This is a genomic window from Streptomyces sp. NPDC088707, assembly GCF_044752725.1.
Lineage (GTDB): Bacteria > Actinomycetota > Actinomycetes > Streptomycetales > Streptomycetaceae > Streptomyces.
In genome coordinates this window covers 103451-122060 of record NZ_JBIVLV010000007.1, presented here as the reverse complement: position 1 = coordinate 122060, position 18610 = coordinate 103451, and the positions used below count along the sequence as shown (strand labels likewise).

Sequence of the window (18610 nt, the reverse complement as noted above, 5' to 3'; positions counted from 1 at the left end):
TCGTCCGGAAGCCTCGCGGCTGTTTTGGGGATCGATGACTGAGTATGGCCGGAGCCCCGGCTCCGAACCGTGGCACCCCGGGGACCCGTTGTACGGGGACCAGGGGTGGGAGGGCCAGCAGCAGCACTACCCGCACCCGCAGCAGGCAAACCAGTACGGCCAGGACGCGCACGGCTACCAGGAACCGTACGGGCAGGGCGGCCAGACCGGTCAGGTCCCGCAGGCGTACGAGGGCGACCCGTACCAGCAGAACCACCAGCAGCAGCATGCCCAGCAGTACCAGCAGCAGCCGCAGGGATACGTCGATCCGCAGGCGCAGTACCAGCAGCAGGCGCAGCAGCAGTACCAGCAGGCGTACGAGCAGCACCAGCAGCACCAGCAACAGCAGCAGTACGGGACGGGGTATCAGGACCACGGCGGGTACGACACGCCCGGGCACCTCGGACAGCAGTACGACGGCAACTGGGAGACGGGCCAGGCGGCCATGCCGTATGGCGCGCCGCCGGCCGATCCGTACGGCGGTCAGAACCCCGACCTGTACGGCACGCCCGAGGCGTACCCCCCGCCCCAGCCTCCCGGCCGCCGGCAGAACCCGCCGGAGCCGGTGATCGACTGGGCGCCGGAGGAAGAGGCCCACCCGGAGCCGGAGGAGGAGAAGCACCCCTTCTTCACCGGCGAGGAAGCCCCGGACGACGACGGGTACGACGAGGAGCCGGGCCGCGGCCGGGGCTCCCGCGGCGGCGACCGCGAACGCCGGAGCAAGGCGAACAAGCGCAAGGGCAAGAACGGCGTGGCCTGCCTGGTCGTCGCGCTCGTCCTCGCGGGCGGCGTCGGCGGCGTCGGCTACTTCGGCTACCAGTTCTGGCAGGGCCAGTTCGGCGCGGCGGAGGACTACGCGGGGACCGGCAGCGGGGACGTACAGGTCGAGATCCCCAAGGGCGCGCTCGGCGCCGAGATCGGCAACATCCTGAAGAAGGCGGGCGTGGTCAAGAGCGTCGACGCCTTCGTCTCGGCGCAGGGGCGCAACTCCAAGGGCCTCTCCATCCAGGCGGGTGTGTACACGCTGAAGAAGGAGATGTCGGCCGAGAGCGCGGTGAAGATGATGCTCGACCCGGCCAGCCAGGCGAACCTCGTCATTCCCGAAGGCAAGCGCAACGCCTGGGTGTACGACCAGCTCGACAAGCGACTCGACCTCAAGCCGGGCACCACCAAGGAGATCGCCTTCGCCAAGGCGAACAGCCTCGGACTGCCCGACTGGGCCAGGAAGCACCCCGACATCAAGGACCCGCTGGAAGGATTCCTCTTCCCGGCGAGCTACCCGGTCGCCAAGAGCAGCAAGCCGGAGGACGCCCTCCGCAAGATGGTCGCGCGCGCCAACCAGGAGTACACGAAGCTCGACCTCGAAGCGAAGGCGAAGGGGCTCGGCGTCGAGGGGCCGTGGGAGCTCCTCACGGTGGCCAGCCTGGTCCAGGCGGAGGGCAAGACGCACGACGACTTCCGCAAGATGGCCGAGGTCATCTACAACCGCCTGGCGCCGGACAACCGCGAGACGTTCCAGCTGTTGCAGTTCGACTCGTCCCTCAACTACCTGAAGGGGCAGTCGGAGATCAAGATCTCCGAGAAGGAGGCGAACAGCAACACCGACCCGTACAACACGTACAAGCACAAGGGACTGCCGCCCGGTCCGATCAGCAACCCGGGCAACGAGGCACTCGCCGCCATGCTCGACCCGACGAAGGACGGCTGGATCTACTTCGTCGCCACCGACGGCATGAGCAAGACCGAATTCGCCAAGACGCTCGCCGAGCACCAGAAGCTCGTCGACAAGTTCAACGCGGGGAACTGACCATGACCCTGTCCCGCCGCGCGGCCGTCCTCGGTTCGCCGATCGCGCACTCGCTCTCCCCGGTCCTGCACCGGGCCGCGTACGCCGCCCTCGGCCTCGACGACTGGTCGTACGAGCGCTTCGAGGTCGACGAGGCCGGGCTGCCCGGCTTCTTCGGCCAGCTGGATGACAGCTGGGCCGGTCTGTCGCTGACCATGCCGCTCAAGCGGGCGATCATCCCGCTGCTTGACGGGATCAGCGACACGGCCGCCTCGGTCGAGGCCGTGAACACGGTCGTCTTCCGCGAGGACGGCCACCGGGTCGGCGACAACACCGACATCCCCGGCATGCTCGCCGCACTGCGGGAGCGGGGCGTCGAGAAGGTGGATTCGGCGGCGGTCCTCGGGGCCGGCGCCACCGCCTCCTCCGCGCTCGCCGCGCTTGCCCGGATCTGCGACGGACCCGTCACCGCGTACGTACGGAGCGAGGCGCGGGCCGAGGAGATGCGCGGCTGGGGCGAGCGGCTCGGCGTGGAGGTCCGTACCGCCGCCTGGGACGACGCGGCGGAGGCCTTCGCCTCCCCGCTGGTGATCGCGACCACCCCCGCCGGCACGACGAACGCCCTCGCGGGCGCCGTCCCCGACACGGTCGGCACCCTCTTCGACGTCCTGTACGACCCGTGGCCGACGGCGCTCGCCGCGGCCTGGTCCGACCGCGGCGGCAAGGTGGTCGGCGGCCTCGACCTCCTCGTCCACCAGGCCGTCCTCCAGGTCGAGCAGATGACCGGCGTCCCCAGGGCGCCGCTCGCGGCGATGCGCGCGGCGGGGGAGCAGGCCCTGGCGGCCCGATAGGGCCACCGCGGGCCCCGGCCGCGTACTGCGAGAACGCCGGGAACGGCGGGATCCGCGTCCGACAGCTGGACCGGAGGACGGGTTCGTCCCGCGGACGTGGGAGGATCAGGGATGGCGGGCCAGGGCCGCGCACCCGGTCGCGCCGTCGCAGTACCCAGGCGCGAGCATGAGGAGCATCGTTGAGCAGGTTGCGTTGGCTGACCGCTGGGGAATCCCACGGACCCGCGCTGGTCGCGACACTGGAGGGTCTTCCCGCCGGCGTCCCGGTCACCACTGAGCTGGTGGCGGACCACCTCGCGCGGCGACGCCTCGGCTATGGGCGTGGCGCCCGGATGAAGTTCGAGCAGGACGAGATCACCTTCCTGGGCGGAGTCCGGCACGGGCTCTCCCTCGGTTCCCCGATCGCCGTGATGGTCGGCAACACCGAGTGGCCCAAGTGGGAGAAGGTCATGGCGGCCGACCCGGTCGACCCCTCCGAGCTCAAGGAGACGGGCCGCAACGCCCCCCTGACCCGGCCGCGTCCCGGTCACGCCGACCTCGCCGGCATGCAGAAGTACGGCTTCGACGAGGCCCGGCCGATCCTGGAGCGCGCCAGCGCCCGGGAGACCGCCGCCCGTGTCGCCCTCGGTGCGATCGCCCGCTCCTTCATCAAGGAGACCGCGGGCATCGAGATCGTCTCGCACGTCGTCGAACTGGCCGCCGCCAAGGCGCCGTACGGCGTCTACCCGACCCCCGCCGACGTCGAGAAGCTCGACGCCGACCCGGTCCGCTGCCTCGACGCCGACGCGTCGAAGGCGATGGTCGCCGAGATCGACCAGGCCCACAAGGACGGCGACACCCTCGGCGGTGTCGTCGAGGTGCTGGCCTACGGCGTGCCCGTCGGCCTCGGCTCCCACGTCCACTGGGACCGGCGTCTCGACGCGCGGCTCGCCGCCGCCCTCATGGGCATCCAGGCCATCAAGGGCGTCGAGGTCGGCGACGGCTTCGAGCTGGCCCGCGTGCCCGGCTCCAAGGCGCACGACGAGATCGTGAGGACCGAGGAGGGCATCAAGCGCACCTCCGGCCGCTCCGGCGGCACCGAGGGCGGCCTGACCACCGGCGAGCTGCTCCGGGTCCGCGCCGCGATGAAGCCCATCGCGACCGTGCCCCGCGCCCTCGCCACCATCGACGTCGCCACCGGCGAGGCCACCCAGGCCCACCACCAGCGCTCCGACGTCTGCGCCGTCCCCGCGGCGGGCATCGTCGCCGAGGCCATGGTCGCGCTCGTCCTCGCGGACGCCGTCGTCGAGAAGTTCGGCGGCGACAGCGTCCCCGAGACCCGCCGCAACGTGCGGTCGTACCTCGAGAACCTGCGCATCCGGTGACCGGCGGTCCCCTGGTCGTCCTCGTCGGGCCCATGGGCTCCGGCAAGTCCACGGTGGGCGCGCTCCTGGCCGAACGGCTCGGCGCGCCCTACCGGGACACCGACGCCGACATCGTCGCCGCCGAGGGCCGAGAGATCTCCGACATCTTCGTCGAGGACGGCGAGGAGCACTTCCGCGCCCTGGAGCGGGACGCGGTCGCCGCGGCCCTCGCCGGGCACGAGGGCGTCCTCGCCCTCGGCGGCGGCGCGATCCTCGACGCCGGAACCCGCGCCCTGCTGGCCGGGCTGCCCGTCGCGTACCTCTCGATGGACGTCGACGAGGCGGTCCGGCGCGTCGGCCTCAACACCGCGCGCCCGCTGCTCGCCGTCAATCCGCGCCGTCAGTGGCGCGAGCTGATGGAGGCGCGCCGCCATCTGTACACCGAAGTCGCGCGGGCCGTCGTCACCACCGACGACCGCACCCCCGAAGAGGTCGCGGACGCGGTCCTCGCGGCACTGGATCTGAAGAAGGACGCATGACGACGGACCAGGAAGTCACCCGTATCCACGTCGCCGGCAGCGCCGGCACGGATCCGTACGAGGTGCTGGTCGGCCGGCAGCTGCTGGGCGAGCTCCCGGCCCTCATCGGCGACCGGGCCAAGCGGGTCGCCGTGATCCACCCGGAGGCGCTCGCCGACACCGGTGAGGCGCTCCGCGCGGACCTCGCCGACCAGGGCTACGAGGCGGTCGCCATCCAGGTGCCGAACGCCGAGGAGGCGAAGACCGCCGAGGTCGCCGCCTACTGCTGGAAGGCGCTCGGCCAGACCGGCTTCACCCGCAGTGACGTCATCGTGGGCGTCGGCGGCGGCGCCACCACCGACCTGGCCGGCTTCGTGGCCGCGACCTGGCTGCGGGGCGTCCGCTGGATCGCCGTACCGACCACCGTCCTCGCGATGGTCGACGCGGCCGTCGGCGGCAAGACGGGCATCAACACCGCCGAGGGCAAGAACCTCGTAGGAGCCTTCCACCCGCCCGCCGGGGTCCTCTGCGACCTGGCCGCGCTCGACTCGCTGCCGGTGCACGACTACGTCAGCGGCCTCGCGGAGATCATCAAGGCCGGCTTCATCGTCGACCCGGTGATCCTCGACCTCATCGAGGAGGACCCGCAGGCGGCCCGTACCCCCGCCGGTCCCCACACGGCCGAGCTGCTCGTCCGCTCGATCAGGGTCAAGGCCGAGGTCGTCTCCGGCGACCTCAAGGAGTCCGGCCGACGCGAGATCCTCAACTACGGCCACACCCTCGCCCACGCCATCGAGAAGAACGAGCGGTACAAGTGGCGCCACGGCGCCGCCGTCTCCGTCGGCATGGTCTTCGCCGCCGAGCTCGGCCGCCTCGCCGGCCGCCTCGACGACGCCACCGCCGACCGGCACCGGGCGATCCTGGAGTCCGTCGGACTGCCGCTCAGCTACCGCGGCGACCAGTGGCCCAAGCTGCTCGAGACCATGCGGGTGGACAAGAAGTCCCGTGGTGACCTGCTGCGCTTCATCGTGCTCGACGGGATCGGCAAGCCCACCGTCCTGGAGGGCCCCGACCCGGCGGTCCTGATCGCGGCGTACGGCGAGGTGTCCGCGTGAGCGAGCCCCGTCCCGTCCTGGTGCTCAACGGCCCCAACCTGGGCCGGCTCGGCTCCCGCGAGCCCGACATCTACGGCGCCACCTCCTACAAGGGGCTCGTCGAGTCCTGCAAGGCCCTCGGCGCGGAGCTCGGCTTCGACGTCGAGGTGCGGGAGACGAACGACGAGGGCGAGATGATCCGCTGGCTGCACGAGGCGGCGGACGGCTCGGTGCCGGTGGTGATCAACCCGGGTGCGTTCACGCACTACTCGTACGGGATGCGGGACGCGGCCGCCCAGCGGACCGCGCCGCTAATCGAGGTCCACATCTCGAACCCGTACGCCCGGGAGGAGTTCCGGCACACCTCGGTCGTCGCGGCCGTGGCGACCGGGACGGTCGCCGGGTTCGGGATCGGTTCCTACCGGCTGGCGCTGCGGGCGCTCGCCGAGGAACTCACGGACTGACGGGGCACCAGGGGGAGGCCCCGGCCGTTCCCCCTGTGGGGGCCGGGGGCGGTAACGTTCCGGCGCACCGGATACACCGGCTACAACAGGCGTACGAGACGGAGTGGGACCGGATGCAGCACGCAGTGGGGGGTCCGCTGCCACCGTCGGAGCGACCGGGCCGGGCGACCGGCCCCGGCACCGGCCCGGGAGCCGTTCCCGATTCCGCTTCCGTGCCCGGGGGCGCCCCCGGGCACGGCACCGGCCCGGGAGCCGGGACCGCAGCGGCGGCGGGACCCGTGTCCGCCCCGCCCGGCGGCGCCCCCGGCGGCGCCCCGGGAGGGCGGCCGCCGATACCGCCGCCCCCGCCCGGCGCCCCGTACCCGGGTCAGCCGGCCGGATCACGCCTCGGTGTGCACCCGACCGTCCAGAGCGGCGCTCCCCGGCCTCCGCACTCCGCGCCGCCCGCGCACTCCGCGCCGCCCGCGCACTCCGCGCCGCCCGCGCACTCCGCGCCGCCCGCACACGCCGTGCCGCCTCCGCACTCCGCGCCGCCTCCGCACTCCGCTCCTCCCGTGGGGCCCGGTACGCCCGGCTGGGGCGGCCCCGGAGCCGTACCGCAGCATTCCGGCGGTCCGCAGCACCCGGGCGGATCGCAGTACCCCGGCGGGCAGCCCCCGCGCGCCGACCTCACGGGGCACGTGCCCCTGCCGCCCGTGAGCGCGCCGCTCGCACCCGCCGTGGAGCACGGCGGCGGTACCGGGGCCGCGACCCTCGCCGTGCTGCTCATCGGCCCCGCGGGCGCCGGCAAGACCACCGTCGCCCGGCACTGGGCCCAGCGCCGCCGGGTGCCCACCGCGCACATCAGCCTCGACGACGTCCGCGAGTGGGTCTGCTCCGGCTTCGCCGACCCGCAGTCCGGGTGGAACGAGCACTCCGAGGCGCAGTACCGGCTCGCCCGCCGGACCTGCGGCTTCGCCGCGCGCAACTTCCTCGCCAACGGCATCTCCTGCATCGTCGACGACGCCGTCTTCCCCGACCGGCCCGTCGTCGGCCTCGGCGGCTGGAAGCGCCACGTCGGCCCCGGGCTGCTGCCCGTGGTACTCCTGCCCGGCCTGGAGATCGTCCTGGAGCGGAACGCCGAGCGCAGCGGCAACCGGCGCCTCTCGGACGAGGAGGTCGCGGCCATCCACGGCCGGATGGCCGGCTGGTACGGCTCCGGCCTGCCGATCATCGACAACTCCACGTACGACGTCGAGACCACGGCCCGTGTCCTCGACGACGTCCTGGCCCGCGCGATCGCCAGCCCGCCCACCTGGTGACACCGGCCCGCGGCCGGGTCCGGGAGGCCCGGTCCCGGACCGCGGCGGCCCACCACGGGCCCGGCGGGGGTTCCCCGCCCGGTCGGCCGTCCTGAACAGGCCACCGCGCCCCGCTGCTCGTACGCTCGGAGCATGTCAGAGGTGTATGCGGACCGCCGTGTACGGCTGCGCGATCGGTGCGCGGCCGCGGGCAGCCCGGCGGCCCTGGTCTCCCGCCCTGCCAACGTCCGCTATCTCGCGGGCGGTTCGCCCCCGGGCGCGGTCCTCCTCGTCGGGCCCGAGCCCGACGCGGACGTGCTGCTCTGCCCGGTCGCTCCCACCGGTGAACCGGCCGACGGGCGGCTCGACGAAGTCCTCCGCCGGCAGGTCCTGCCCGCCGGGGGCGGAGACCCCGCCGTCACGGCGGTCGACCTCGCCCGACGGGCGGGCGCCGACGCGCTGGCGGTCGAGGAGCACGATCTGACCGTGACCCGGCACCGGGCCATGGGCTCCGTCGTACCCGGACTGCGGCTCGCCGACCTCGCGTGCGCCGTGGAGCAGCTGAGGATCGTCAAGGACGAGGACGAGATCGCCTGTCTCCGGATCGCCGCCGAGATCGCCGACCAGGCGCTCGGCGAACTCCTGGAGTCGATCCTGGTGGGGCGGACCGAGCGGCACCTCGCCCTGGAGCTGGAGCGGCGGCTCGTCGACCACGGCGCCGACGGGGCGGCCTTCCCGACCTCGGTGGCGACCGGCCCGCACTCCGGCCGCCGTGGCCACCGGCCGTCCGACCGCCGGGTCGAGGAGGGGGATTTCCTCTCCGTCTGCCTCGGCGCCGACTACCGGGGCTACCGCTGCGAGATCGGCCGCACCTTCGTCATCGGCACGACGCCGGCCGACTGGCAGATCGAGCTGTACGAGCTCGTCTTCGCCGCTCAGCGGGCCGGCCGGGAGTCTCTCGTGCCGGGCGCCGAGTACCGGGACGTGGACCGGGCGGCCCGCCAGATTCTGGACGCGGCGGGGCACGGAGAGGCCGCCGTACCCCTCACCGGGCACGGGGTGGGGCTCGAAATCGACGAGGACCCGCAGCTCTCACCCTCGGCCATGGGTAAACTGGACGCTTGTGTGCCGGTCACCGTCGAACCGGGGGTTCACCTCCCGGGACGGGGCGGGGTCCGGATCGATGACACGCTCGTCGTGCGCCAGGAGGCGGACGGCGGACCCGAGCTACTCACCATCACGACCAAGGAGCTGCTCGCGCTGTAAGGCGCGTACGCATCCGCGGTCCCACGTCAGTCCAGGAGATTCCGCAACCGTGGCTTCCACGAACGACCTCAAGAACGGCATGGTGCTCAAGCTCGACGGGGGCCAGCTCTGGTCCGTCGTCGAGTTCCAGCACGTCAAGCCCGGCAAGGGCCCGGCCTTCGTGCGCACCAAGCTCAAGAACGTGCTGTCCGGCAAGGTCGTCGACAAGACCTTCAACGCCGGTGTGAAGGTCGAGACGGCCACCATCGACCGCCGCGACATGCAGTTCTCCTACATGGACGGCGACTACTTCGTCTTCATGGACGAGCAGACCTACGACCAGCTGATGGTCGACCGCAAGTCCGTCGGCGACGCCGCCAACTTCCTCATCGAGGGCTTCACCGCCTCCGTCGCCCAGCACGAGGGCGAGGTGCTCTACGTCGAGCTCCCGGCCGCCGTCGAGCTGACGATCAAGCACACCGACCCGGGCGTCCAGGGCGACCGCTCCACCGGCGGCACCAAGCCCGCCACGCTGGAGACCGGCCACGAGATCCAGGTCCCGCTCTTCGTCACCACCGGCGAGAAGGTCAAGGTCGACACCCGCACCAGCGACTACCTCGGCCGGGTGAACAAGTAACCGTGGCCGCTCGGAGCAAGGCCCGCAAGCGCGCCTTCCAGATCCTCTTCGAGGCGGACCAGCGCGGTGCCTCCGTCCAGGAGGTTCTCGCGGACCAGGTCCGGCACGCGCGGTCGGACGACCGCCAGCCGCCGGTGAACGACTTCACCATGCAGCTGGTCGAGGGCTACGCATCCCACGTGGCTCGGATCGACGAGCTCATCGCGACCTACGCGGTGGACTGGGACCTCGACCGGATGCCGGTCGCCGACCGGAACATCGTGCGCCTCGGTGCGTACGAGCTGATCTGGGAGGACGGCACGCCGGACGCGGTCGCGATCGACGAGGCGGTGCAGCTCGCCAAGGAGTTCTCCACGGACGAGTCCCCGACCTTCGTCAACGGTCTGCTGGCGCGCTTCAAGGACCTGAAGCCGCGTCTGCGCCGGGACGCGGACGCCTGAGGCGGAAGACGTCACCGGCAGTCGAAGGGGCCCGCAGCACTCGTGCTGCGGGCCCCTTCGGCGTATCCCCGGCCCATCCGTTCGCGACGGCGAAAGCGGCAGGCGCGCGGGGGCGCGAGGACCGGGGCGTGGCGGTGGAAACGGCGCGGGCCCGTGGACGTCGGATGACGTCCACGGGCCCGGCGGTACGTTTCTGCTGGGTCCCCGGAAGGGGTCAGTTCTCCTCGTGGGCGACCGCGCGGCGCGCGTCCGCGTCAAGGACACCCCAGCTGATGAGCTGCTCGGTGAGGACCGAGGGGGACTGGTCGTAGATGACGGCGAGGGTACGCAGGTCGTCCTGACGGATCGACAGCACCTTGCCGTTGTAGTCGCCGCGCTGCGACTGGATCGTCGCCGCGTAGCGCTGGAGCGGGCCCGCCTTCTCCTGGGGGACGTGCGCGAGGCGCTCCAGGTCGAGCACGAGCTTCGGCGGCGGCTCCGCGGCCCCGCCCGGCGTGGTGCCCGGCAGGAGCTCCTGCACCGGCACCCCGTAGAAGTCGGCCAGCTCGGCAAGACGCTGCACGGTCACCGCGCGGTCCCCGCGCTCGTACGAACCGACCACGACCGCCTTCCAGCGGCCCTGGGACTTCTCCTCCACCCCGTGGAGCGAGAGACCCTGCTGGGTGCGGATGGCACGGAGTTTGGCCCCGAGCTGCTTTGCGTATTCGCTGGACATAACGCTCCCGGACGCTGTGACGACATGCGGCTGCGCCGCGCGGCTGGTAACTCACTGTGAGGTTACGCAGCGTTACTCTTTCCCGTCAAGCCGAATGGTCCGTACCGCCCCCTCCCGGGGGACGGTGCCCGGAGTGGCGCCAGGGGTGCGAGGGAGGGCTCCGCCCGCCCCTGGTATCGTTGACGTCGCAAATCCGACGTCCTTTAAGAGCCGTCCCGTGAGGCGGAGAAGGAGGTCCGTTTCTTCATGGACACCCAGCAGAAGTACGGCGACGACGCGCGGCCCGTTCTCGAGGCCCCGGACATCGCGCGGGTCCTGACCCGCATCGCTCACGAGATCGTCGAGCGCGCCAAGGGCGCGGACGACGTGGTTCTCCTCGGCATCCCCACCCGCGGTGTGTTCCTCGCCCGCCGGCTGGCCGAGAAGCTCGAATCGATCACCGGCACCAAGATCCCCGTCGGATCCCTGGACATCACCATGTACCGGGACGACCTGCGGATGAAGCCGGCCCGCGCCCTCGGCCGCACCGAGATCCCCGGTGACGGCATCGACGGCCGCCTCGTCGTCCTCGTCGACGACGTGCTCTTCTCCGGCCGCACCATCCGCGCCGCCCTCGACGCCCTCGGCGACATCGGCCGCCCCCGTGCGGTCCAGCTCGCCGTCCTCGTCGACCGCGGCCACCGCGAGCTTCCGATCCGCGCCGACTACGTCGGCAAGAACCTCCCCACGTCGCTGCGGGAGACGGTCAAGGTCCAGCTCGCCGAGGAGGACGGTCGCGACACCGTCCTGCTCGGCGCCCGGCCCACCGCCTAGCCGGACCGGCTTTCCCCCGCGGGGCCGGGGCACCCCCCTGCGCCCCCGCATGCCCTCACACCTCCCCACCACGGAGAGACACACCGATGATGCGTCACCTCATCTCGGCCGCCGACCTCACCCGCGACGACGCCGTCCTGATCCTCGACACCGCCGAGGAGATGGCCCGGGTGGCCGACCGGCCCATCCGGAAGCTGCCCACCCTGCGCGGCCGGACGATCTGCAACCTGTTCTTCGAGGACTCCACCCGGACCCGGATCTCCTTCGAGGCCGCCGAGAAGCGCCTCTCCGCCGACGTCATCAACTTCGCGGCCAAGGGCTCCAGCGTCTCCAAGGGCGAGTCCCTCAAGGACACCGCGCAGACCCTGGAGGCCATGGGCGTCGACGCGGTCGTCATCCGCCACGGCGCCTCCGGAGCCCCGTACCGCCTCGCCACCTCCGGCTGGATCGACGCCCCCGTCATCAACGCCGGCGACGGCACCCACCAGCACCCCACCCAGGCCCTCCTGGACGCCTTCACCATGCGCCGCCGCCTGGTCGGCCGCGACACCGGGCTCGGCCGCGACCTCGAAGGCAAGCGGATCACGCTCGTCGGCGACGTCCTGCACAGCCGGGTCGCCCGCTCCAACGTCGACCTGCTGCACACCCTCGGCGCCGAGGTCACCCTGGTGGCCCCGCCCACCCTGGTCCCCGTCGGCGTCGAGACCTGGCCCTGCGAGATCTCGTACGACCTCGACCGCGTGCTGCCGAAGTCCGACGCCGTCATGATGCTGCGTGTGCAGCGCGAGCGGATGAACGCCGCCTTCTTCCCCACCGAGCGCGAGTACTCGCGCCGGTACGGGCTGGACGGCGAGCGGATGGCGAAGATGCCCGAGCACGCCATCGTCATGCACCCCGGCCCCATGGTCCGCGGTATGGAGATCACCGCCGAGGTCGCCGACTCCGACCGCTGCACGGTCGTCGAGCAGGTCGCCAACGGCGTCTCCGTCCGGATGGCGGTCCTCTACCTGCTGCTGGGCGGCAACGACTCCGACTCCGCCGTCACCCACACCCGTACCGAGGAGAACAAGTAAAGATGAGCAAGATCCTTATCCGCGGTGCGCAGGTGCTGGGCGGCGCCGTCCAGGACGTGCTGATCGACGGCGAGACCGTCGCCGAGGTCGGCACCGGTCTGTCCGCCGAGGGCGCCACCGTGATCGAGGCCGACGGCCAGATCCTGCTGCCCGGCCTCGTCGACCTCCACACCCACCTGCGCGAGCCCGGCCGCGAGGACTCCGAGACCGTCCTCACCGGCACCCGCGCCGCCGCCACCGGCGGCTTCACGGCCGTCTTCGCCATGGCCAACACCCACCCGGTCGCCGACACCGCCGGTGTCGTCGAGCAGGTCTACCGGCTCGGCAAGGAGTCCGGCTACTGCGACGTGCAGCCCATCGGCGCCGTCACCGTCGGCCTCGAAGGCAGGAAGCTCGCCGAGCTCGGTGCCATGCACGACTCCGCCGCCGGCGTCACCGTCTTCTCCGACGACGGCAAGTGCGTCGACGACGCCGTGATCATGCGCCGCGCCCTGGAGTACGTGAAGGCCTTCGGCGGCGTCGTCGCCCAGCACGCCCAGGAGCCCCGCCTCACCGAGGGCGCCCAGATGAACGAGGGCATCGTCTCGGCCGAGCTCGGACTCGGCGGCTGGCCGGCCGTCGCCGAGGAGTCGATCATCGCCCGCGACGTCCTCCTCGCCGAGCACGTCGGCTCCCGCGTCCACATCTGCCACCTCTCCACCGCCGGCTCCGTCGAGATCGTCCGCTGGGCCAAGTCCCGCGGCATCGACGTCACCGCCGAGGTCACCCCGCACCACCTCCTCCTCACCGACGAGATGGTCCGGAGCTACAACCCGGTCTACAAGGTCAACCCGCCGCTGCGCACCGAGAAGGACGTCCTCGCGCTCCGTGCGGCGCTGGCCGACGGCACGATCGACATCGTCGCCACCGACCACGCCCCGCACCCCCACGAGGACAAGGACTGCGAGTGGGCCGCAGCCGCCATGGGCATGGTCGGCCTGGAGACCGCGCTCTCCGTCGTCCAGCAGACGATGGTCGAGACCGGCCTCCTCGACTGGGCCGGCGTCGCCGACCGGATGTCCTTCGCGCCCGCCCGCATCGGACGGGCCACGGGCCACGGACGACCCGTCTCGGCTGGTGAGCCCGCGAACCTGACGCTGGTCGATCCGGCTTACCGTGGTGTCGTGGACCCCGCGGACTTCGCCTCCCGCAGCCGAAACACCCCCTACGAGGGCCGTGAGCTGCCGGGACGCGTCACCCACACCTTCCTGCGGGGCCGGGCAACGGTCGTGGACGGGAAGCTGGCGTGACACCACTCATCGCAATCGCCGCAGAGGCTGCCGATCAGAAGTCGGCGGAGGTGACCGACTGGGCCGGACGGCTCGGCTGGGTCGCCGGACTGCTGCTCTTCATCGCCTTCCTGTACTGGCTGATGCGCCAGGGCTGGAAGTGGCGCGGCAGCCTCCAGTCGGACCTCCCCGAGCTCCCCACCGCGCCCGAGGCGGCCGGCCCGGCGAGACTGACTCTCAGCGGGCGCTACCACGGCTCCACGACCGCCGGGCAGTGGCTCGACCGGATCGTGGCCCACGGCCTCGGCACCCGCAGCCGCGTCGAGCTCACGCTCACCGACGCCGGGCTCGCGGTCGTACGCCCCGGGGCGAACGACTTCTTCGTCCCGGCCGAGGCCCTGCGCGAGGCCCGCCTCGACAAGGGCATCGCGGGCAAGGTCCTCGCCGAGGGCGGCCTGCTGATCGTCACCTGGACGCACGGCGACAAACTGCTCGACTCCGGCTTCCGGTCCGACCGGGCGGCCGAGCACACCGCCTGGGTCGAGGCCATCAACTCCATGACCACCACGACGGAAGGCATCGCACGATGACGACCTCCACCCGGGGAACCAGCAAGGTTCCCGCCGTACTCGTCCTGGAGGACGGCCGCATCTTCCGCGGTCGCGCCTACGGGGCCGTGGGGGAGACCTTCGGCGAGGCCGTGTTCTCCACCGGCATGAGCGGCTACCAGGAGACCCTCACCGACCCGTCGTACCACCGCCAGGTCGTCGTCATGACCGCCCCGCACGTCGGCAACACGGGCGTCAACGACGAGGACCCCGAGTCCGCGAGGATCTGGGTCTCCGGCTACGTCGTGCGCGACCCCGCCCGCGTCTCCTCCAACTGGCGCGCCCAGCGCTCGCTGGACGAGGAGCTGGAGCGCCAGGGCGTCGTCGGCATCTCCGGCATCGACACCCGCGCCCTCACCCGCCACCTGCGCGAGCGCGGCGCCATGCGCGTCGGCATCTTCTCCGGCGACGCCTGGACCGGCATCCGCGACGAGGCCCTCCTCGCCCGGGTGCAGGAGCAGCCCCAGATGAAGGGCGCGAACCTCTCCGCCGAGGTCGCCACCAAGGAGACGTACGTCGTCCCCGCGGTCGGCACGAAGAAGTTCACCGTCGCCGCGATCGACCTCGGCATCAAGGGCATGACCCCGCACCGGATGGCCGAGCGCGGCATCGAGGTGCACGTGCTGCCCGCCACCGCCACCGCCGAGGACATCTACGCGGTGAACCCCGACGGTGTCTTCTTCTCCAACGGTCCCGGCGACCCGGCCACCGCCGACGGTCCCGTCTCCGTCATGCGGGCCGTCCTGGAGCGCAGGACGCCGCTCTTCGGCATCTGCTTCGGCAACCAGATCCTCGGCCGCGCGCTCGGCTTCGGCACCTACAAGCTGAAGTACGGCCACCGGGGCATCAACCAGCCGGTCCAGGACCGTACGACCGGCAAGGTCGAGATCACCGCGCACAACCACGGCTTCGCCGTCGACGCGCCCCTCGACAAGGTCTCCGAGACCCCCTTCGGACGTGCCGAGGTCTCGCACGTCTGCCTGAACGACAACGTCGTGGAAGGCCTCCAGCTGCTCGACCAGCCGGCCTTCTCCGTCCAGTACCACCCCGAGGCGGCCGCGGGCCCGCACGACGCCGCGTACCTCTTCGACCGTTTCGTATCCCTGATGGAGGCCGAGCGTGCCTAAGCGCACCGATATCCAGTCCGTCCTGGTCATCGGCTCCGGCCCGATCGTCATCGGCCAGGCCGCCGAGTTCGACTACTCGGGTACCCAGGCCTGCCGCATCCTCAAGGCCGAGGGCCTGCGGGTGATCCTGGTCAACTCCAACCCGGCCACGATCATGACCGACCCGGAGATCGCCGACGCCACGTACGTCGAGCCGATCACCCCCGAGTTCGTCGAGAAGATCATCGCCAAGGAGCGCCCCGACGCCCTCCTGCCCACCCTCGGCGGCCAGACCGCGCTCAACACCGCGATCTCCATGCACGAGCAGGGCGTCCTGGAGAAGTACGGCGTCGAGCTCATCGGCGCCAACGTCGAGGCCATCAACAAGGGCGAGGACCGCGACCTCTTCAAGGGCGTCGTCGAGGCCGTCAAGGCCAAGATCGGCTACGGCGAGTCCGCCCGCTCGGTCATCTGCCACACGATGGACGACGTCCTCAAGGGCGTCGACACCCTCGGCGGCTACCCCGTCGTCGTCCGCCCCTCCTTCACCATGGGCGGCGCCGGCTCCGGCTTCGCCCACGACGAGGACGAGCTGCGCCGCATCGCCGGCCAGGGCCTCACGCTCTCCCCGACCACCGAGGTGCTCCTGGAGGAGTCCATCCTCGGCTGGAAGGAGTACGAGCTGGAGCTGATGCGCGACAAGAACGACAACGTCGTGGTCGTCTGCTCCATCGAGAACTTCGACCCGATGGGCGTCCACACCGGTGACTCGATCACCGTCGCCCCGGCGATGACCCTCACCGACCGCGAGTACCAGCGGCTGCGCGACATCGGCATCGCGATCATCCGCGAAGTCGGCGTCGACACCGGCGGCTGCAACATCCAGTTCGCGATCGACCCGGCCGACGGCCGGATCATCGTCATCGAGATGAACCCGCGCGTCTCCCGCTCCTCGGCGCTCGCCTCCAAGGCGACCGGCTTCCCGATCGCCAAGATCGCGGCCCGCCTCGCCGTCGGCTACACGCTGGACGAGATCCCGAACGACATCACGGAGAAGACCCCGGCGTCCTTCGAGCCCACGCTCGACTACGTCGTCGTCAAGGCCCCGCGGTTCGCCTTCGAGAAGTTCCCCTCCGCCGACTCCACGCTGACCACGACCATGAAGTCGGTCGGCGAGGCCATGGCGATCGGCCGCAACTTCACCGAGGCCCTCCAGAAGGCCCTGCGCTCCCTGGAGAAGAAGGGCTCGCAGTTCACCTTCGTCGGCGAGCCCGGCGACAAGGCCGGGCTGCTCCGCGACGCGGTCCGCCCGACCGACGGCCGCATCAACACCGTCATGCAGGCCATCCGCGCCGGAGCCACCCCGCAGGAGGTCTTCGACGCCACGAGGATCGACCCGTGGTTCGTCGACCAGCTCTTCCTGATCAAGGAGATCGCCGACGAGCTGGCCGCCGCCGAGAAGCTCGAGCCCGAGATCCTCGCCGAGGCCAAGCGCCACGGCTTCTCCGACGCCCAGATCGCCGAGATCCGCGGTCTGCGCGAGGACGTCGTCCGCGAGGTCCGGCACGCCCTCGGTGTCCGCCCGGTCTACAAGACCGTCGACACCTGCGCCGCCGAGTTCGCCGCCAAGACGCCGTACTTCTACTCCTCGTACGACGAGGAGACCGAGGTCGCGCCCCGCACCAAGCCCGCGGTGATCATCCTGGGCTCCGGCCCGAACCGCATCGGCCAGGGCATCGAGTTCGACTACTCCTGCGTCCACGCCTCCTTCGCCCTGAGCGACGCCGGCTACGAGACGGTGATGGTCAACTGCAACCCGGAGACCGTCTCCACGGACTACGACACCTCCGACCGCCTGTACTTCGAGCCGCTGACGCTCGAGGACGTGCTGGAGATCGTCCACGCGGAGACCCTCGCCGGCCCCGTCGCCGGAGTCGTCGTCCAGCTCGGCGGCCAGACCCCGCTGGGCCTCTCGCAGGCGCTCAAGGACAACGGCGTGCCGGTCGTCGGCACCTCCCCCGAGGCCATCCACGCCGCCGAGGACCGCGGCGCCTTCGGCCAGGTCCTCGCCGACGCGGGCCTCCCGGCCCCCAAGCACGGCACCGCGACCACCTTCGCCGGCGCCAAGGCCATCGCCGACGAGATCGGCTACCCGGTCCTCGTACGCCCCTCGTACGTGCTCGGCGGCCGCGGCATGGAGATCGTCTACGACGAGACCCGGCTGGAGTCGTACATCGCCGAGTCCACCGAGATCAGCCCCACCCGGCCGGTCCTGGTCGACCGCTTCCTCGACGACGCCATCGAGATCGACGTCGACGCCCTCTACGACGGCCACGAGCTCTACCTCGGCGGCGTCATGGAGCACATCGAGGAGGCCGGCATCCACTCCGGCGACTCGGCCTGCGCCCTGCCCCCGATCACCCTCGGCGGCTTCGACATCAAGCGCCTGCGCGCCTCCACCGAGGCCATCGCCAAGGGCGTCGGCGTCCGCGGCCTGATCAACATCCAGTTCGCCATGGCCGGCGACATCCTCTACGTCCTCGAGGCGAACCCGCGGGCCTCCCGGACCGTCCCCTTCACCTCGAAGGCGACCGCCGTCCCGCTGGCGAAGGCCGCCGCCCGCATCTCGCTCGGCGCCACCATCGCCGAGCTGCGCGCCGAGGGCCTGCTGCCGAAGACCGGCGACGGCGGCACCCTGCCGCTCGACGCGCCGATCTCCGTCAAGGAGGCCGTGATGCCGTGGTCGCGCTTCCGCGACGTGCACGGCCGCGGGGTCGACACGGTGCTCGGCCCGGAGATGCGCTCCACCGGCGAGGTCATGGGCATCGACGCGGTCTTCGGCACGGCGTACGCCAAGTCGCAGGCCGGCGCCTACGGCCCGCTGCCCACCAAGGGCCGCGCGTTCATCTCGGTCGCCAACCGCGACAAGCGCTCGATGATCTTCCCGGCGCGCGAGCTGGTCGCCCACGGCTTCGAGCTGCTCGCCACCTCCGGCACCGCCGAGGTCCTCAAGCGCAACGGCATCAACGCCACGATCGTGCGCAAGCTGAGCGAGGGCGAGGGCCCGAACGGCGAGAAGACGATCGTCCAGCTCATCCACGACGGCCAGGTCGACCTGATCGTCAACACGCCGTACGGCACCGGTGGCCGCCTCGACGGCTACGAGATCCGTACGGCCGCGGTGGCGCGCAGCGTCCCGTGCCTCACCACGGTCCAGGCGCTCGCCGCGGCCGTCCAGGGCATCGACGCGCTCAACCGGGGCGACGTCGGGGTCCGCTCGCTCCAGGAACACGCGGAACACCTGACCGCGGCCCGCGACTAGCAACCCAC

The 18610-nt window shown here is 71.7% G+C and carries 17 protein-coding genes; 16 read left to right on the top strand and 1 reads right to left on the bottom strand.

The window, feature by feature from the left end:
* Positions 1-34 precede the first annotated feature (34 nt).
* The 10 genes from mltG (at position 35) to nusB (ending at position 9697) form a co-directional block, all read left to right on the top strand.
* Positions 35-1846, top strand: a complete 1812-nt coding sequence (gene mltG, locus ACIP84_RS21950) for an endolytic transglycosylase MltG (protein ID WP_401799566.1) — start codon at positions 35-37, stop codon at positions 1844-1846.
* Positions 1847-1848: 2 nt separating this feature from the next.
* Complete coding sequence (locus ACIP84_RS21945; protein ID WP_355963786.1) at positions 1849-2676, top strand: shikimate dehydrogenase; 828 nt, start codon at positions 1849-1851, stop codon at positions 2674-2676.
* A 179-nt stretch (positions 2677-2855) separates the two neighbouring features.
* The gene (gene aroC / locus ACIP84_RS21940) at positions 2856-4040 is read left to right on the top strand and encodes a chorismate synthase (protein WP_401799564.1); all 1185 of its coding nucleotides are present in this window, start codon (positions 2856-2858) and stop codon (positions 4038-4040) included.
* Positions 4037-4558 (top strand): shikimate kinase, encoded by a 522-nt coding sequence (locus ACIP84_RS21935; protein ID WP_355963781.1) that lies wholly within the window; start codon positions 4037-4039, stop codon positions 4556-4558. The genes aroC and ACIP84_RS21935 overlap by 4 nt, the downstream gene beginning before the upstream one ends.
* Entirely contained in the window at positions 4555-5652 is a 1098-nt protein-coding gene (gene aroB, locus ACIP84_RS21930; protein WP_401799563.1) for a 3-dehydroquinate synthase, read from the top strand. Before ACIP84_RS21935 ends, aroB begins: the two co-directional genes overlap by 4 nt.
* Positions 5649-6095, top strand: a complete 447-nt coding sequence (gene aroQ, locus ACIP84_RS21925; RefSeq protein ID WP_355963777.1) for a type II 3-dehydroquinate dehydratase — start codon at positions 5649-5651, stop codon at positions 6093-6095. The genes aroB and aroQ overlap by 4 nt, the downstream gene beginning before the upstream one ends.
* Before the next feature lie 392 nt (positions 6096-6487).
* Positions 6488-7396 carry an AAA family ATPase gene (locus ACIP84_RS21920; protein ID WP_401799560.1) on the top strand — a complete coding sequence of 303 codons (909 nt, stop codon included), beginning with the start codon at positions 6488-6490 and terminating at the stop codon, positions 7394-7396.
* A gap of 132 nt (positions 7397-7528) precedes the next feature.
* Positions 7529-8641, top strand: a complete 1113-nt coding sequence (locus ACIP84_RS21915; protein WP_401799558.1) for an aminopeptidase P family protein — start codon at positions 7529-7531, stop codon at positions 8639-8641.
* Between the two features lie 49 nt (positions 8642-8690).
* Positions 8691-9257, top strand: coding sequence for an elongation factor P (gene efp, locus ACIP84_RS21910; protein WP_189832319.1), 567 nt, complete (start codon positions 8691-8693; stop codon positions 9255-9257).
* A gap of 2 nt (positions 9258-9259) precedes the next feature.
* Positions 9260-9697 (top strand): transcription antitermination factor NusB, encoded by a 438-nt coding sequence (gene nusB / locus ACIP84_RS21905; protein WP_189832318.1) that lies wholly within the window; start codon positions 9260-9262, stop codon positions 9695-9697.
* Positions 9698-9911: 214 nt separating this feature from the next.
* Here the strand turns inward: nusB and bldD are convergent, their stop codons facing one another.
* Entirely contained in the window at positions 9912-10412 is a 501-nt protein-coding gene (gene bldD / locus ACIP84_RS21900; protein WP_015032294.1) for a transcriptional regulator BldD, read from the bottom strand.
* A gap of 246 nt (positions 10413-10658) precedes the next feature.
* Between bldD and pyrR the strand changes: the two genes are divergently transcribed.
* The 6 genes from pyrR (at position 10659) to carB (ending at position 18602) form a co-directional block, all read left to right on the top strand.
* On the top strand, positions 10659-11225 hold the full coding sequence (gene pyrR, locus ACIP84_RS21895) for a bifunctional pyr operon transcriptional regulator/uracil phosphoribosyltransferase PyrR (RefSeq protein WP_355963768.1): 567 nt from the start codon (positions 10659-10661) through the stop codon (positions 11223-11225).
* 86 nt (positions 11226-11311) lie between these two features.
* On the top strand, positions 11312-12298 hold the full coding sequence (locus ACIP84_RS21890) for an aspartate carbamoyltransferase catalytic subunit (RefSeq protein ID WP_355963766.1): 987 nt from the start codon (positions 11312-11314) through the stop codon (positions 12296-12298).
* A 2-nt stretch (positions 12299-12300) separates the two neighbouring features.
* Entirely contained in the window at positions 12301-13587 is a 1287-nt protein-coding gene (locus ACIP84_RS21885) for a dihydroorotase (RefSeq protein ID WP_355963764.1), read from the top strand.
* Positions 13584-14156 carry a hypothetical protein gene (locus tag ACIP84_RS21880; RefSeq protein WP_401799552.1) on the top strand — a complete coding sequence of 191 codons (573 nt, stop codon included), beginning with the start codon at positions 13584-13586 and terminating at the stop codon, positions 14154-14156. The genes ACIP84_RS21885 and ACIP84_RS21880 overlap by 4 nt, the downstream gene beginning before the upstream one ends.
* The gene (gene carA / locus ACIP84_RS21875) at positions 14153-15301 is read left to right on the top strand and encodes a glutamine-hydrolyzing carbamoyl-phosphate synthase small subunit (RefSeq protein WP_401799550.1); all 1149 of its coding nucleotides are present in this window, start codon (positions 14153-14155) and stop codon (positions 15299-15301) included. The genes ACIP84_RS21880 and carA overlap by 4 nt, the downstream gene beginning before the upstream one ends.
* Positions 15294-18602 (top strand): carbamoyl-phosphate synthase large subunit, encoded by a 3309-nt coding sequence (carB, locus tag ACIP84_RS21870; RefSeq protein ID WP_401799548.1) that lies wholly within the window; start codon positions 15294-15296, stop codon positions 18600-18602. Before carA ends, carB begins: the two co-directional genes overlap by 8 nt.
* The last annotated feature ends 8 nt before the right edge of the window (positions 18603-18610 follow it).